This is a genomic window from Streptococcus sp. HMSC078H03 (assembly GCF_001808655.1).
GTDB lineage: Bacteria > Bacillota > Bacilli > Lactobacillales > Streptococcaceae > Streptococcus > Streptococcus salivarius_G.
In genome coordinates, this window is record NZ_KV794113.1 from 87,780 (window position 1) to 103,318 (window position 15,539).

A 15,539-nucleotide genomic window follows, 5' to 3' on the forward strand; every position below is an offset into this window, starting at 1 on the left:
TAAATAACTCTAATAAAAAAGAATCAGCTAGCATCCCTCAATAAGGAGAAATAGCTAACTGATTCATAAATTCAATATATTGGAGGGCTTTAATACTATTAGTCTTTTTTCTTAACGTACTGAGCCACTGGATAGTCTGCACTGTCCAAACTACCAGGTCGGTTCATGGCCAATTCAACCAGATTTTTTCCAATCAGTGGCCCCGTCGTAAGCCCTGAAGATCCTAAACCAGAGGCGACAAAGACACTCTCAAGTTCTGGAACTTCTCCAAAGAAAGGAGAGAAGTCACTCGTGTAGGCCCTAGTTCCCACACGTTCTGAGAAGGACTTGGCAGTACTTAAGTCAGGAAAATAGGTTTTAGCCTCTTCCTCCAGACTTGCAAGTACAGTCTCATCAACTGTCAAATCAAAGCCTTGGTCATTTTCATGGCTAGCCCCTACCGAAATCTTTCCACCAGCAAAAGGAATGACATCTAATTCGCCCTCCGGCATCAGAACAGGTAATTTAGCAGTATCCATGCCCTCAAAGAAATAGTCACGCAATTGCCCCTTTTGGGGGCGAACATCTACTTCAAAACCAAGGGGTTCAAGCGTTTGACCTAGCCAGGCACCACAAGCGAGAATGACCTTATCAAAAGTTTGACCATTAATCTCGTAAGTGCCATTGTCAAGAGGAGAGAGTGTGATTCGACCTTCTACCTTTTCAAAACCAGAGGCCTCAATCAAAGTAGCTGTCAATTCTGCTCCCTCCACTCTGGCACCTCCAGAAGCATATAGATAACGGTCAAATCCAGTAAATTCAGGGAGGTCGGCAGCATTTTTTATAGAGAGTTCACCAATAATGGGTGATTCTTCTAGCCTAGTTTCTGCATGCTGATACAAACCGTCCAACTTACTGTCATCTTTCTTGAGAAGGGCTACACCAGACTGATCATAGAAGCTCGTGTCGTAACCATCATTTTCAAGATCTGAAACTAAATCTTGGTAAAAATCGGCTCCCAAACGGGCCATGCGATACCAGGCCTTATTACGACGCTTGGAAAACCAGGGGCTGATAATCCCTGCTGCTGCCTTGGTTGCTTGTCCAAGACCATGATCAAATACTGTAACTTCTACGCCTTTTTCTTTTGATAAGTAGTAGGCAGCCGTTGAACCGACGATACCTGCACCAACGATTGCAATTTTCATTTTTTACTCCATCTATTTGAAAAGAGCTGAGTCCTATATCAATAGGCACAGCTTTTTATTATTCTTTTACCCCAAGGCCACGTCCATGACCATCATGACGACAAAGCCAACCATAAGGCCCAAGGTTGCTACGTCAGTATTACCATTGGTTTGTGATTCAGGAATCAATTCCTCCGTTACCACAAAAATCATGGCTCCGGCCGCAAATGCCAAAGCATAAGGAATAATCGCCATCATCAACATGACAAGAGCAGCTCCCATAACAGCCCCTATAGGCTCCACGATAGCTGACATAGATCCCCAATAAAAGGCCTTGATACGAGATTTTCCATCAGCTCGAATAGGAACTGAGAGGGCTGCACCTTCAGGGACATTCTGCAAACCAATACCTATAGCTAAACCAATGGCTCCCATGAGACCAGCGAATGTCATATTGCCACCAGCCAAGGCTCCGAAAGTCACACCGACTGCTAATCCCTCTGGAAAATTATGAATGGTGATAGCCAAAAAGAGCAGGGCTGTCTTGGACAACTTTTTCTTACGAGGTTGAATACCTTCTGCTTTAGAGATGTCATTTCCCAAATGCAAATGGGGAACGACGGCATCAATCAAACGAAGGGCAATACCTCCAAGCAAGAAACCAGCTGCCGCAGGGAACCATGACCACTTTCCATAGCCATTTTGAGTCGCATAAGTTAAAGAGGGGTCCAAAAGTGACCAAAAAGAGGCCGCAATCATGACACCTGCCGCAAAGCCCATCATGATATCTAGCAATTTACGGCTAATATTCTTGAAAAAGAAAACAATGGCCGATCCGACAATGGTACAGCCCCAAGTAAAAAGACCAGCAAGCAAGGCCAAAAAGACCACATTTTGATGTAAAAGCCAAGTCACAGACTCATCCTCCTACAAATGGTCAAAAGGATTGGTTGAGGACTGACTTTCAAGTATCGTCACATTCCAATCATACTCAAGTTTCCAAGCCTCAAGTTTCTCAGCAATCTTTGGGATAAAAAGGGCTTCGATATGGTGCCCAGGATCAATTGCCAAGAGACCATTAGTAATCATTTCCTGTCCTGTATGGTAGTAAATATCACCAGTGATGAAGACTTGTGCGCCCTTTTTCAAAGCATCCTTGTAAAATCCTTGACCGCTACCACCGCAAATAGCCACACGGCTAACAAGAGGGTTTTCATGGTCATAACGAACCAAGCGAACACTATCTAAGGCAAAAACAGACTTGACTTTAAGAGCAAGTTCTTCAATAGTCTGAGGCACGATATCACCTACTCGACCGATTCCATGATTTTCAGAAGTCTGCGTTAAATAAGTGGTGTCTTTAATATCAAGTAAGTCACAGAACCAATCATTCAGCCCATCATTAACGACATCAATATTAGTATGACTCACATAGACTGCAATATCATGCTTAACCAGGTCAAGTAAAATATCTCGGTCAGGCGAAGACACCAAATCCTTAACTGGACGAAAAATTGGAGCATGTTTAGCAATAATGAGGTCCACACCTTTTTCAATGGCTTCGGCTACCGTATTCTCACGAACATCCAAGGTAACCATGACCTTCTGAATCTCTTTGTCCAGACTACCAATCTGCAAGCCAACCACATCACCTTCCATAGAAAGCTCCTGTGGACAAAATTCTTCATAAGTCTTAATAAGTTCACTAGCTAACATGATTCAAAACCTCCTTAATGGTTTGAATTTTATCTTCGATAGCTGTACGATCAGCCTGATTGGCCAATGGAATGGATCCTAAAGCAATCTCTAATTTATTGATTTCGCGTTGCCATTTGAGCTGGAAAACCTGAGATTGGTCTTTCATGAGATGAGGACCAAAACGCACTTCCTTGTCCGAAAGGTTCATGTGTCCAGCTTCTACCACCATGATTTCGTAGTATTTGCCATTTTCAGTCATGATAGACTCTGCAATAATCTCAAAACCATTTTCCATCAACCAGATACGGAGATCATCTTCACGATTATTTGGTTGTAAAATCAGACGGTCTACGCCCTTAAGTTTGTCCTTTCCAGCATCAAGAATATCCGCAATAAGACGTCCTCCCATGCCACAGATTGTGATGGTTGTGACAGCATCAGAAGGTTCGAAGGCAGCCAAGCCATTAGCCAAGCGCACCTCGATTTTATCTTGGAAACCAGAAGCTGAGACATTAGCGAGAGCAGATTCATAGGGCCCTTTTACAACTTCACCAGCAATAGCTGAAGTAATCAGGCCTTTTTCAAGTAAATAAATCGGAAGATAGGCATGATCACTGCCTACATCCAAGAGTTTTGCACCTTTGGGAACATAGGTTGCTACGTCCTTGAGGCGTTGAGATAATTGTACGTACATATTTCATCTTTCTATTTTTTAAGTCTATTCAATTATATCAAAAAAGGAAGTTGGTAAGAAATGGTTTTAACACATTTCCTAACAACTTCCTTTTTGTTTATACTTTCTCGCCTGTAAAGACGAAGAATTTAGAAATAATATAGTTCAATACAATGATAAGGACCTGAGAGAAGAGGCTCTCGATACCGTTTACCCAAGCATGACTATGACCAACAAATTGACCAATAATTTCTGGATAGGTATCGACCAAGAAATAGGCCAGAGCCAAATCCAAGACCAAGGTCAATAGGCGAGCACCCACAAACTTAACAAAGCGCGTAACCATACCTGTCTTTTCCTGATTAAAGACAAACATGTCATTTGTAAAAAAGGCAAAGATAATGGCAATCGCATTTGCTAAGACTGCTGAAAGTGTTCCTTGTTGGGTAAACTGGAAAATCAAAGTACGACTGACCATATAGACCAAAGTTGCCAAGACACCAAAGAAAAGGTACTTGAAAACTTCGGTGGCCATGAAGGCTCTGAGCTTAGCTATCATACTTAGTCCAATCCAATTTCTGCACGAACAACATCGGCAATCGTATCAACATAGTAGTTCACTTCATCATCTGTTGGGGCTTCTGCCATAACACGAAGAAGAGGTTCAGTACCACTTGGACGAACCAAGATACGTCCATTTCCAGCCATCTCAGCTTCCATTTTTTCAATGATAGCGGCAATTGCAGGAACTTCCATAGCCTTATCTTTCATGCTATTTTCCACACGGATATTAACCAATTTTTGTGGATAGATGGTCACTTCTGAAGCCAATTCAGACAAGCTCTTACCTGTTTCAACCATGACTTTAGTCAATTGGATAGCTGTCAATTGACCATCACCAGTTGTGTTGTAATCCATGATAATAACGTGTCCAGACTGTTCACCACCAAGGTTATAGCCGTTTTTACGCATTTCTTCGACAACGTAACGGTCACCAACAGCAGTCACTGCCTTGTTAATGCCTTCACGGTCAAGTGCCTTGTGGAAACCAAGGTTTGACATAACTGTTGTTACAATAGTATTTTTAGCCAACTCGCCTTTTTGAGACAAATGTTTACCAATGATATACATCACCTTATCACCATCAACAATATCGCCATTTTCATCAACAGCGATGAGACGGTCACTGTCACCATCAAAGGCAAGACCAATAGCTGAGCCAGTTTCTTTAACCAAGGCTTGCAACTGCTCTGGGTGTGTCGAACCAACACCAGCATTGATGTTAAGGCCATCAGGTTGGTCACCAATAACAGAGATTTCTGCGTTCAAGTCAAGGAAAATGTTACGTGCAGATACCGCAGCTGCTCCATTAGCCGCATCCAAGGAAACTTTTATGCCACCGAGGTCAACACCTGTAGCCACCAAGAATTTTTCGTATTTACGAAGACCCTCTGGATAATCCACAAGTGTTCCAAGTCCTTCAGCCGAAGGGCGTGGAAGCGTATCTTCTGCAGCATCGAGAAGGGCTTCAATTTCCGCTTCACGCGCATCATCCAATTTAAAACCATCGCCACCAAAGAACTTGATACCATTATCAAGAGCTGGATTATGGCTGGCTGAAATCATAACACCAGCACTTGCATTTTCCGTACGGACCAAGTATGAGACGCCAGGTGTCGCAAGCACTCCAAGTTTGTAGACTTCAATACCCACTGAGAGCAAACCTGCTACTAAGGCAGATTCCAACATCTCACCAGAGATACGTGTATCACGTGCCACAAAAACTTTAGGACGGCCAGTCTCATGTTGGCTAAGCACATAACCACCAAAACGACCTAATTTAAAGGCCAATTCAGGCGTAAGCTCAACGTTTGCTTCTCCACGAACACCGTCTGTTCCAAAATATTTACCCATAATTTTATTATTAGTGCTTGAGCACTAAATCCTCCTTAAACTGTGATGCTGTTTAGCAAGAGTCAATCTAGTGAAATCTATCTAGACAATCTAACTTTATAAGATTTCGCCAATATTTTCAACCCTTGATTTTAAACATTTTTAATTGGTTACATTTTTATGAGATTAGTCCCTCTCAATCCCATCCATTATACATGAATTTAGGAAAAATGTAACTCCCCTATTTTTGCGTAACTTTTAAGTTAACCTTAACAGTGCCAGGCTGAACCGTAACACCTTCTGCCTTAAGGTCTATTGTTTTTGAAGTGTCCTTAGTCACTTGGCTAATGTCCACAGGGACTGTAATGCTATCAATCTTATCCATAGCTTCTTGACTACCAACAATAGTCACATGTCCACGATTAAAGCTATAGCTGATACTAGACACATTGCTAGCCTTATCTCCAGTCAGTTCGACCTTGACAGGAACAGATTTGCTTAATTTTCGCAAACTAATCTTGGCATGCACCTTAGCTGGTGAGATTGAACTTGCTAGGACTGTTCCATTGGTCGAAACTGCTTGAAGGACCAAGTTCCCATCATAATCTTCAGACAGGTTGGAATCGCCTTCCAATACTGCTTGAACATGATCAATCTGGTTAATGATATCTTCACTCGAAGTTACCTCTACCTTGGTTGCATCCAGGCTAACTTTTTTAACTTCATAGCCATTTGCTAACTTATCTGATGTGATGTTAGCTACGACGTCAAAGGTCTTGCTGGCTTTTTTACCAATAGTCGCCGTCAAGGTTGATGGCGATACTTGCGCAGACATTCCAGCTGGAAGATCCTTAACCTGAATAGGTACTCGACTGGTTCCTTGACCCAAATTCGACAAATCAGCAACTAATTTAAAGTGACGCGTATCACTACTTGTCTCAGTCGTTAAAGCCAGCTGTGTTGTCGCTGTCAAATAGACTTCGGCATCATAGGAATAACCACTGATAAAGTACTTATCACTATCATATTTAATATCCACAGGAACCGACTCAACGGTTTGTGTAAAGGTATTAGATGCACTTGAGCTATTGTTTTTATTTTGCGTATTTCCCGACCATGCCGTGAAAAAGAGTACCACAGCAAAGAAGAGAGCAACTAGCATCTGCCATAAACGATCGTTTTTAAAGAAATTTACAAAACGCTTCATTTTTTGCTACCTCCCATCCAACGTTGGAAGAATGACTGACGTGGTTCTTGTTCTTTCAACAAGATAAGACTCAACTCTTGTTCAAATTCTTGAACAGAGAGATCATGGATGAAATTTCCCTTGTAAGCAATGGAAATCGCCCCAGTCTCCTCTGACACAACAAAGGTAAGCGCATCTGTTTGTTCTGAAAGACCAATGGCAGCCCTGTGCCTAGTTCCAAATTCTTTGGAAATCTTATTAGATTCCGTCAATGGCAGATAAGAACAAGCCGTCGCAACCTTGTTATCTCTGATAATAACTGCCCCATCATGAAGCGGTGTATTTGGAATGAAAATATTAATTAATAGTTCCCCAGTCACCACTGCATCAAGTGGAATGCCAGTCGCAATCTGCTCTTGTAGGGTCTGAGTCTGTTCAATAGAAACCAGCGCCCCAATCTTACGAGGACTCATGTACTTAACAGCTTTAACGAAGGCTTGAACCAACTTCTCATCTGAGCTAACCTCTTTATTTTGCAAAAAATGCTGAGGCGTACGTCCAAAGGTTTCAAGTGCAGAACGAAGCTCTGGCGCAAAGATTACAACCGCCGCAATGGCTCCATAGTTGATAACCTGATTCATCAAATAAGAAATCGTCGTGAAGCCTATAAAATCAGAAATCAGTTTGACTAAAATAAATAAGACAACCCCTTGAACAAGGGTCATAATTTTTGTCCCTCGTAGGGCCCTAATAAAGCGATAAATTAAAAAAGCAACAATCAATATGTCCAAACTATTGACGATAACTTTCAGCGGACTATCAAAGAGTGACCGCCAAAAATCAATATCAATGGACGAAAGTATTCCCATACATATCACACTTTCTTTTAATTTTTAAACAGTTTCTATTATACCACGAATTCTAACTATTTTGAGACTACAATCACTACTTTTTGTGATAAAATAAATTCATGACTATGAAAACTACCATGGGAATTCTAGCGGGAAAAGCTAGCCATTTCGTCCTTTCAAAATTGGGACGTGGCTCAACCCTGCCTGGAAAAATCGCCCTTAAATTTGACAAAGATATTTTAGACACTTTAGCCAAGGATTACGAGATTGTCGTTGTCACTGGAACCAATGGTAAGACTCTGACAACAGCTTTAACAGTAGGAATCCTTAAAGAAGCTTTTGGTGAGATTGTGACCAACCCTAGTGGGGCCAACATGATCACAGGAATCACTTCTACTTTCCTAACAGCTAAAAAAGCCAAGTCTGGTAAGAAAATCGCTGTCTTGGAAATTGACGAGGCTAGCCTTCCAAAAATCACTGAATACATCACTCCAAGTCTTTTTGTCTTCACAAATATTTTCCGTGACCAAATGGACCGCTATGGTGAAATCTATACTACTTATCAGATGATTTTAGATGGTGCTGCTAAGGCACCTGAGGCCACTATTTTGGTCAATGGGGACAGTCCTCTCTTTAATTCTAAAGAAGTGGTCAATCCTGTACGCTTCTATGGTTTTGACACTGAAAAACACGCTCCAGAGCTGGCACATTATAATACCGAAGGAATTGTCTGCCCTAATTGTGAGAGCATTCTTCAGTATCACCTCAATACTTATGCTAATCTGGGTGACTATGTATGCCTCAACTGTGACTTCCACCGTCCAGAATTAGACTATAAGCTAACAGAGTTGACTAAAATCACTAACACTACTTCTGAATTTGTCATTGATGGACAAGATTACAAGATTAATGTCGGTGGTCTTTATAACATCTACAATGCCCTTGCTGCCGTCTCTGTCGCTGAGTTCTTCGGAGTGGCTCCAGAGCAAATCAAAGCTGGTTTTGATAAGAGTCGTGCTGTCTTTGGACGCCAAGAAAACTTTAAGATTGGTGACAAATCATGTACTCTCGTACTAATTAAGAATCCCGTAGGAGCTAGCCAAGCTCTTGACATGATTAAACTTGCCGATTATCCATTTAGCTTGTCAGTCCTTCTTAACGCTAACTATGCTGATGGTATTGATACTAGCTGGATTTGGGATGCCAACTTTGAAAGCATTCTCGAGATGGATATCCCTGAGATTAATGCTGGTGGTGTTCGCCATTCTGAAATTGCCCGCCGCCTTCGTGTGACTGGCTATCCAGAGGATAAGATTACGCAAGCAGAAAAACTTGAAGATATTATGGCCTTGATTGAAAAACAAGATTGTGACCATGCCTATATCTTAGCGACCTATACTGCCATGCTTGAATTCCGTGACATTCTTGCTCAACGTCATGCTGTTGGAAAGGAGATGAACTAATGACCTATACTTCACTCAAATCTCCAGAAAATCCTGACTACACCTACGACCTAAATATTGCCCACCTTTATGGTAATCTGCTCAATACCTACGGTGACAACGGTAATGTCCTTATGATCAAATATGTGGGTGAAAAACTTGGTGCTAAGATGACCTTCGACATCGTTTCAGTTGGAGATGACTTCGACAAGGACCACTACGACATGGTCTTCTTTGGAGGTGGTCAAGACTACGAACAATCCATCGTTGCCAAAGATCTCCCATCTAAACGTGATGCCATTGGTCAATTCATCCAAGATAATAAAGTAATCTTAGCCATCTGTGGTGGTTTCCAACTTCTTGGACAATATTACATCCAGGCTAACGGTGTCCGTATTGATGGTATCGGCGTCATGGGCCACTACACCCTTAATCAAGAAAATAACCGTTACATCGGTGATATCAAAATCCATAACGAAGAGTTCGATGAAACTTACTATGGTTTTGAAAATCACCAAGGGCGTACCTTCCTTTCTGATGACGAAAAACCACTTGGCAAAGTGGTCTACGGTAATGGTAATAACAAGGAAGATGGTACTGAGGGTGTCCACTATAAAAATGTTTATGGTAGCTACTTCCATGGACCAATTCTTTCTCGTAACGCCAACCTTGCCTACCGTTTGGTTACAACTGCCCTTCGTAACAAATATGGCCAAGACATTGAATTGCCAAGTTATGATGCCATTCTCTCAAGTGAGATTGCTGAAGAATACGCAGATACTAAATCAAAAGCAGAATTTGAGAAATAATTCTATGACATAGCAAAATAGCGAAACCTTAGGGTTTCGCTATTTTTTCATATCTATTTCCAAAGACGTCTTTTCTTCAATCTATCTTCAATTTTACGATTATCAATTCTTAAAATGGCAATCATATCAAACAAGAGCCAAGTTCGTTTAGGATAAACAATGTATTTTGGAGACCATATTGGAGAGAACTTCTCCTTATAACGTTGGAGCCCACTAAAAGAGTAAAAACGCTGGGCAAAGACATAGACCAAATTGGCGACCTTTTCTTCCAAGAAGCTATCTTCTTCAGTACCCACATTCGCGAGTGGAGCCATCCCCATATCAAAGTATTGCTTTCCTTCTGCTTGGAAGTACTGGAAGAGTTTGACAAAGAGGTAATCCATGATGCCTTCAGGTGCCTTTTCAAAGTCATAACGCATAAGGTCAATCGTCGCCACCCGTTTGTTTTTGGTTGGCATGATGTTGGCAAAAGCTACAATTTCTCCATCCTCACTCTCCACAATAGCAATCGGTGCCTGCTGCAGATAGGCTTCATCAAAGAAACCAAGAGAGAAGCCCTTCTCCTTACGACCGTTAAGCCAAATATCTGAGACAGCCTTCATTTCTTGCATCTGAGTCTCTGAAAATGGAGGATCAAGTAACTTAAACTGGAAACCTGCTTTTTCGACACGATTGGTTGGTTTACGGAACTTCTTACCATGCTTACCATCGACAGAGAATGTCGTCAAATCAACCATGGCGTTTTCCCCAAATTTCATAAAATCAAAGCCATAATCATGAAGCATCAGGGTAATACTCTCGTCTGCCTCATAAAACAAGGCTTGTAAATTCCAATCTGATAGTGTCTTCAAGAAAGATTCCCAAGCTGCTCGGTAATAGTTTTCATTACCTATTGGATTTCCCATAACCACACACTTATTGCTGGTTTGTGCAAATTGGAAAACTACCTGGTCTTGTCCATCGACACGATACCAAAAGAGGCGTTTATCATGTAAATAAGCCAGGGCACTTTCTGATGCACCCCCATATTTCTCAAGGAGAGCTGTGAAGCGCTCATCATCCATACTTTGACCAAAAAGCCTACGGGGTGCCAAAATTCTCAAGACTCCCCAAACAATAGTTGCAATGATAACTGATGCCAGTAAAATATCAAACCAAATATGAACAAAATGTCCAAGAACATCCCGGTTCTTAGGTGGCAATAAATGAGACCAAAAACCGCTGCCACCCAGAACAAGAAGAACCAGAATAGTAAAGGCTAGGAAAAGGAAATCCTTTGTTTTGTCTTCCCAACTATAAACAAAGTAACGATGATACAACCTCTTTCTGATGATCAACATAAGCACCAAAGAGAGTACAATTAGGAAAGACATGGCCCAAGAAATACCATTGAGATTGACATAAATCAAGGTCAAGACAAAGGTTATTAAGGAAGTAATGAAAGCTCCCTTAACCCGACGCCTGATGAGCCGAGCCATGAAAATGAATAGAGTTCCAAATAGGATACTTGGGAATTGCCAAATCAACTGTTCCTGAATAGGATTAAAACGGCTAATAAAGTAGACATTTGCCAAGCGTTCTGGGATTAAGGCTGACAAAATCAAGAAAATCCCTGAAAAACGTAGCAAATACACAAGAAAGCGGTGGAGACTTCCACCAAATACTCGTGAAGAAAGTTTGAAGTATTTCTCGTTGATACGCCCTCCCATGTGTTTGAAAAAGAAGACAACACCTAACAAGAAGGGAATAACGTAGTAAGTTAAACGAAAGAGCAAGAGCAGACTAACCGCAAGAGCATTACTAACCCCCATAGAGGTCAGACCGGTAATCACAATCAAATCGAAACTACCAATCCCACCTGGAATCATTGAGAAGATACCAATAATAACCGCTAGGAAATAAAGAGGAATCAGATTATAAAGAGGAACATGTAAGCCCATTAAATAAGCTACACTTACAAAGCTCCCAAGGGCCGTTCCCCATTCAGCTGTCGAAGCTAAAAGAAGACTTAGCCTCGTTTTCAATGGTACTTGACCAAAATAGGCTAATTTTTCCCGACTAGAAACAAAGAAAATAAAAGGTAGATAAAGGAAAATCCCCAATAACAGTAACCAATACTTTCTTAAATCTGGACTTAGAGGGAAGAACCAAAAGACAGCGAATACCAAACCACTTAAAAGGGATAAGCCCGACATAAAGTAAGGCAATAAGCGAGAAAGTGCCTTAACACCTGTCTTTTCCTGCCCATCCTCAGAATAAAAGGAATATCGCAGACCCACATCGACCAAACCAGCAAAACCAGCTAAATTATTAATGGTATTAACAGCCCAACTTGTTTCTAAGATATAGGATCTGGAATAATCCGTTTCTAGCTCCTTATTCAGTATGATGTCATAAAAGAGCATAGGGGAGACAGCGACTAGTCCGATAATAGCCATCAAAACAAGATGCCAAATAGACAAACCGGCCAGGGCTGACTCAAGTGACTCTAGAGTGATGGTTCGTTTGAGGCGAACCAATTCTATGACTACAAGAACCGTAATCGAGATAAAGAAGATAGATTTAACGGCCGCTTTTAAAGGTTGAAGTCTCTCTAAAAGACGCTTCATGCCACCACCTCTTTTCGACTAATTCTCACAAGCTCACGAATCATTTGATTGAAAATCTTATATTTACGTTGAGCTAGACGATGCCCTTCTCGACGTTGGACATAGAGCTTATGAATTGGAAAGAGTTCCGAAATCTCCCTAGAATGCCTGATACTGATAACATCCCTTTGCCCCATAACTACCCAAACAGGATAGGCAGCCTGATGTAGACGTTCCCTATCTAGTGGCAAGTCATGAAGCATAAGCCCCGTTACCTGAGCCATGATATCCATTTTAGATGAAAATGGTGACAAGGCTTTTAAGCAAAGATATTGTATATAGACCGCGAATCTTGAGCGTCTCGTCAACCCATTAAAGGTCATATTTCCCGCATTAAGTAAGAGCCCTGCGATCCGGTCAGGATAACGACTAGCATAAACCATAGCCAAATTGGCACCGTCACTATGACCGACAAATAAGGCCTTCTTGATATTCAAATATTGCAAAATTTCCTCCAAATCGGCAGCCATCTGTTCAAAGGTCATCTTAACACTCTGACGACTGGACCTGCCGTGATTACGACTATCAATGAAAATTAAACGATAGTCTCGATACAGAATTCCTTGCTTACCAAAGTAATTTCCTGACAAATTATTGCCATGCAAAAAAACAATTGGAAAGCCCTTACCGAGATCACGATAATAGATGATTTGACCATCTTTCACTTTGAATTCCATAATATTACCTACCTTTTCACTAACGCATTCTTATACGATAATTAGTCTTATAAGGCATTGAGGCTGATGAATTGGACTTATCTCATTCCAAAACCATCTACCCTTCTTCACTCCATTATAACATTTCCACTAGGGAAGAGGCAGAATAATTGTGCATTTTCTGCAAAAAGAAAAAGCCTTTTCAGGCTTCTCTTCTTATTGTTCGAAAGTTTGTTGTGCGATGAGTTTGTTATAGTTTTCTTCATCTTCTTGATTATCACGGACAACCTTAGATACTGTAAAGGAAGATGAAATCAAGCCAACACATCCCATGAGGTAGTAACCCTTAACCATCAAAGGCTCTTTAAGGGTATAGAGGCCTACCAACATCAAGATTACGAAGAAGGCAAATGATCCCCATGCCATCATGTTGAAAGATGTTGTGTTACGATACACTTTTTTCTTTACTTTGTTCATAAAGTTAGTCTCCTTTTATATACTAAGACCATTATACCAACAATGTAAGCCTTTCACAACTCAAAACATGAAAAGGTTCTCATCATCCCTTAACCTTCCATTTGTTCTGATAAGTCACTCCACTCTTCCATTAGAGCCTCTTGAGAATCTGTTAAGTCATCCAGCTCTTTCTGCAAGTCAGACAATTCTGCCACATCATTTGTTTCAAGCATGGCAGCAGAAATTTCCTCCAAGCGTTCCTCAATCGTCTCTAGCTCATTTTCAATCTGCTCTATGCGTCGACTTAGTTTACGCATCTCTTTTTGATTGGCTTTTTGAGCTTGATAATCACTAGCTCCCGCTGAAGCTACTTGGACTTCCTCTGATACTTGATTTTCCTCTGCCTCAAGTCGTGCCAACTCTTCAAGCTCCGCCTTCTTCTCAAGGTAGTAATCGTAATCTCCAAGATAAATGGCTGCCCCATCCTCAGAAATTTCCATCACTTTGGTTGCCACACGGTTGATAAAGTAACGGTCATGGCTGACAAAGAGAAGCGTTCCATCAAAGTCAATGAGAGCATTTTCCAAGACTTCCTTACTATCAATGTCCAAATGGTTGGTCGGCTCATCTAGGATGAGGAAGTTGTTGTTTTCCATTGATAATTTAGCTAAGAGCAGCCGAGCCTTCTCACCACCTGAAAGCATGGAAACCGACTTTTTGACATCATCACCTGAGAAGAGAAAAGCTCCCAGACGGTTACGAATCTCAACTTCAGGAGTTGTCGCAAAATCATTCCATAACTCATCAAGAACAGTGTTTGACGGTGTCAAGGCAGATTGGGTTTGGTCATAGTAACCCACTTCAACATTGGCACCATAAGTTGATGTTCCCTTGATAAATGGCAGTTTACCTACTACCGACTTGATAAAGGTTGTTTTTCCGATACCATTAGGTCCCACAATGGCAATGGCATCCATCTTCTTAACATCCAGAGAAATAGGCTCTGAGAGAATCTCATCGTCATAACCAATAGCAGCATCCCTCACTGTCAAGACCACATTTCCAGAGACCTTGTCCGCATGAAAGGTCATATTTGCCGACTTCTGACCTTCTGTTGGCTTATCTAGGCGTTCCATTTTCTCTAGCTGTTTGCGACGGGCTTGAGCACGCTTAGTTGTAGAGGCACGGACAATATTACGATTAACAAAGTCCTCCAGCTTAGCAATTTCCTTTTGTTGCTTTTCGAAGTTCTTTGCTTCAGTGGCCAACTTTTCAGCCTTAAGGTCCATGAATTTTGAATAGTTTCCGACATAACGATCTAAACTATGTCTGGTCAAATCTAGGGTTACTGTCGCAACCTTATCCAAAAAATAACGGTCGTGACTGACAATGATTAAAGCTCCCTGATAATTGACCAAGTAATTCTCCAACCAGGCAATGGTTTCGATATCCAAGTGGTTGGTCGGTTCGTCCAGTACCAAGAGCTCAGGCTTCTCAAGCAGCATTTTCGCCAAAGCAAGGCGTGTATTTTGCCCTCCAGAAAGATCTGAAATGGGCATCTCCCACATGCTTTCATCAAACTTAAAACCATTGAGAATAGCTCTGATATCAGATTCATAGGTAAAACCACCACGCTGTCTGAAATCCTCAGAAAGGCGATCATAGTCAGTCATTAACTTGTCCAATTCTACCCCAGTCAACTCGGCCATCTTCATTTCCATGTCACGCAGACGTTTTTCATCTGCACGTAAGTCTGCAAAGACATTTAACATTTCTGCATAGATGGTATTGCTAGACTCAAAGCGACTATCCTGAGCCAAGTAAGACAAATTCAAATCACGTTTTGTATTGATTTCACCACTCGTCGGCGCTTCCTCTCCAACCAAGATTTTCAATAAGGTTGATTTTCCAGCACCGTTACGGCCAACCAGGGCAATACGATCACGTTCATCTACCTGAATATTAATATTATCAAAGAGCACATCTCCTGAGAAAGAGCGCTTAATCTTGTTTCCTTGTAAAATAATCATAACGTTTCAATTATACCAAAAAAGCCAAGCT

14 protein-coding genes are annotated in these 15,539 nt (G+C 41.4%); 2 read left to right on the plus strand and 12 right to left on the minus strand.

What is annotated here, in order from left to right:
- Positions 1–98: 98 nt before the first annotated feature.
- The 8 genes from HMPREF2607_RS06320 to cdaA all read right to left on the minus strand — a co-directional run bounded on the left by HMPREF2607_RS06320 (position 99) and on the right by cdaA (position 7,485).
- Positions 99–1,187: an NAD(P)/FAD-dependent oxidoreductase gene (locus tag HMPREF2607_RS06320; RefSeq protein ID WP_021144346.1), complete on the minus strand. Its 1,089-nt coding sequence runs from the start codon at positions 1,185–1,187 to the stop codon at positions 99–101.
- A gap of 66 nt (positions 1,188–1,253) precedes the next feature.
- Complete coding sequence (locus HMPREF2607_RS06325; RefSeq protein WP_021144347.1) at positions 1,254–2,081, minus strand: ZIP family metal transporter; 828 nt, start codon at positions 2,079–2,081, stop codon at positions 1,254–1,256.
- Between the two features lie 12 nt (positions 2,082–2,093).
- A complete protein-coding gene (locus tag HMPREF2607_RS06330; RefSeq protein ID WP_021144348.1) occupies positions 2,094–2,882 on the minus strand; it encodes a Nif3-like dinuclear metal center hexameric protein in 789 nt (262 codons plus the stop codon).
- The gene (locus HMPREF2607_RS06335) at positions 2,872–3,558 is read right to left on the minus strand and encodes a tRNA (adenine(22)-N(1))-methyltransferase (protein WP_070476378.1); all 687 of its coding nucleotides are present in this window, start codon (positions 3,556–3,558) and stop codon (positions 2,872–2,874) included. The genes HMPREF2607_RS06330 and HMPREF2607_RS06335 overlap by 11 nt, the downstream gene beginning before the upstream one ends.
- A 97-nt stretch (positions 3,559–3,655) precedes the next feature.
- Positions 3,656–4,096, minus strand: coding sequence for a GtrA family protein (locus HMPREF2607_RS06340; RefSeq protein WP_013990768.1), 441 nt, complete (start codon positions 4,094–4,096; stop codon positions 3,656–3,658).
- A 2-nt stretch (positions 4,097–4,098) separates the two neighbouring features.
- Positions 4,099–5,451, minus strand: a complete 1,353-nt coding sequence (gene glmM / locus HMPREF2607_RS06345; protein WP_037600533.1) for a phosphoglucosamine mutase — start codon at positions 5,449–5,451, stop codon at positions 4,099–4,101.
- Positions 5,452–5,671: 220 nt separating this feature from the next.
- The gene (locus tag HMPREF2607_RS06350) at positions 5,672–6,637 is read right to left on the minus strand and encodes a CdaR family protein (RefSeq protein WP_002890696.1); all 966 of its coding nucleotides are present in this window, start codon (positions 6,635–6,637) and stop codon (positions 5,672–5,674) included.
- On the minus strand, positions 6,634–7,485 hold the full coding sequence (cdaA, locus tag HMPREF2607_RS06355) for a diadenylate cyclase CdaA (protein ID WP_037620369.1): 852 nt from the start codon (positions 7,483–7,485) through the stop codon (positions 6,634–6,636). The genes HMPREF2607_RS06350 and cdaA overlap by 4 nt, the downstream gene beginning before the upstream one ends.
- A 101-nt stretch (positions 7,486–7,586) precedes the next feature.
- Here cdaA and murT point away from each other — a divergent pair, with 101 nt between their 5' ends.
- Together murT and gatD are read left to right on the plus strand one after the other, a co-directional pair.
- On the plus strand, positions 7,587–8,930 hold the full coding sequence (gene murT, locus HMPREF2607_RS06360; RefSeq protein ID WP_021146983.1) for a lipid II isoglutaminyl synthase subunit MurT: 1,344 nt from the start codon (positions 7,587–7,589) through the stop codon (positions 8,928–8,930).
- Positions 8,930–9,718: a lipid II isoglutaminyl synthase subunit GatD gene (gatD, locus tag HMPREF2607_RS06365; protein ID WP_021144353.1), complete on the plus strand. Its 789-nt coding sequence runs from the start codon at positions 8,930–8,932 to the stop codon at positions 9,716–9,718. The genes murT and gatD overlap by 1 nt, the downstream gene beginning before the upstream one ends.
- Positions 9,719–9,771: 53 nt before the next feature.
- Here the strand turns inward: gatD and mprF are convergent, their stop codons facing one another.
- The 4 genes from mprF to HMPREF2607_RS06385 all read right to left on the minus strand — a co-directional run bounded on the left by mprF (position 9,772) and on the right by HMPREF2607_RS06385 (position 15,508).
- On the minus strand, positions 9,772–12,327 hold the full coding sequence (gene mprF, locus HMPREF2607_RS06370; protein ID WP_070476379.1) for a bifunctional lysylphosphatidylglycerol flippase/synthetase MprF: 2,556 nt from the start codon (positions 12,325–12,327) through the stop codon (positions 9,772–9,774).
- The gene (locus HMPREF2607_RS06375) at positions 12,324–13,043 is read right to left on the minus strand and encodes an alpha/beta fold hydrolase (protein ID WP_013990774.1); all 720 of its coding nucleotides are present in this window, start codon (positions 13,041–13,043) and stop codon (positions 12,324–12,326) included. The genes mprF and HMPREF2607_RS06375 overlap by 4 nt, the downstream gene beginning before the upstream one ends.
- 195 nt (positions 13,044–13,238) lie before the next feature.
- Complete coding sequence (locus tag HMPREF2607_RS06380) at positions 13,239–13,499, minus strand: YiaA/YiaB family inner membrane protein (RefSeq protein ID WP_002883990.1); 261 nt, start codon at positions 13,497–13,499, stop codon at positions 13,239–13,241.
- An 89-nt stretch (positions 13,500–13,588) separates the two neighbouring features.
- The gene (locus HMPREF2607_RS06385; protein WP_021144355.1) at positions 13,589–15,508 is read right to left on the minus strand and encodes an ABC-F family ATP-binding cassette domain-containing protein; all 1,920 of its coding nucleotides are present in this window, start codon (positions 15,506–15,508) and stop codon (positions 13,589–13,591) included.
- Positions 15,509–15,539 lie beyond the last annotated feature (31 nt).

Bases quoted from the DNA above. Each gene is read 5' to 3' on its own strand.
- HMPREF2607_RS06320 (WP_021144346.1), bottom strand. From the start codon at position 1,187: ATGAAAATTGCAATCGTTGGTGCAGGTATCGTCGGTTCAACGGCTGCC.
- cdaA (WP_037620369.1), bottom strand. From the start codon at position 7,485: ATGGGAATACTTTCGTCCATTGATATTGATTTTTGGCGGTCACTCTTT.
- gatD (WP_021144353.1), top strand. From the start codon at position 8,930: ATGACCTATACTTCACTCAAATCTCCAGAAAATCCTGACTACACCTAC.
- HMPREF2607_RS06330 (WP_021144348.1), bottom strand. From the start codon at position 2,882: ATGTTAGCTAGTGAACTTATTAAGACTTATGAAGAATTTTGTCCACAG.
- HMPREF2607_RS06340 (WP_013990768.1), bottom strand. From the start codon at position 4,096: ATGATAGCTAAGCTCAGAGCCTTCATGGCCACCGAAGTTTTCAAGTAC.
- murT (WP_021146983.1), top strand. From the start codon at position 7,587: ATGACTATGAAAACTACCATGGGAATTCTAGCGGGAAAAGCTAGCCAT.
- HMPREF2607_RS06380 (WP_002883990.1), bottom strand. From the start codon at position 13,499: ATGAACAAAGTAAAGAAAAAAGTGTATCGTAACACAACATCTTTCAAC.
- HMPREF2607_RS06385 (WP_021144355.1), bottom strand. From the start codon at position 15,508: ATGATTATTTTACAAGGAAACAAGATTAAGCGCTCTTTCTCAGGAGAT.
- glmM (WP_037600533.1), bottom strand. From the start codon at position 5,451: ATGGGTAAATATTTTGGAACAGACGGTGTTCGTGGAGAAGCAAACGTT.
- HMPREF2607_RS06335 (WP_070476378.1), bottom strand. From the start codon at position 3,558: ATGTACGTACAATTATCTCAACGCCTCAAGGACGTAGCAACCTATGTT.
- HMPREF2607_RS06375 (WP_013990774.1), bottom strand. From the start codon at position 13,043: ATGGAATTCAAAGTGAAAGATGGTCAAATCATCTATTATCGTGATCTC.
- mprF (WP_070476379.1), bottom strand. From the start codon at position 12,327: ATGAAGCGTCTTTTAGAGAGACTTCAACCTTTAAAAGCGGCCGTTAAA.
- HMPREF2607_RS06350 (WP_002890696.1), bottom strand. From the start codon at position 6,637: ATGAAGCGTTTTGTAAATTTCTTTAAAAACGATCGTTTATGGCAGATG.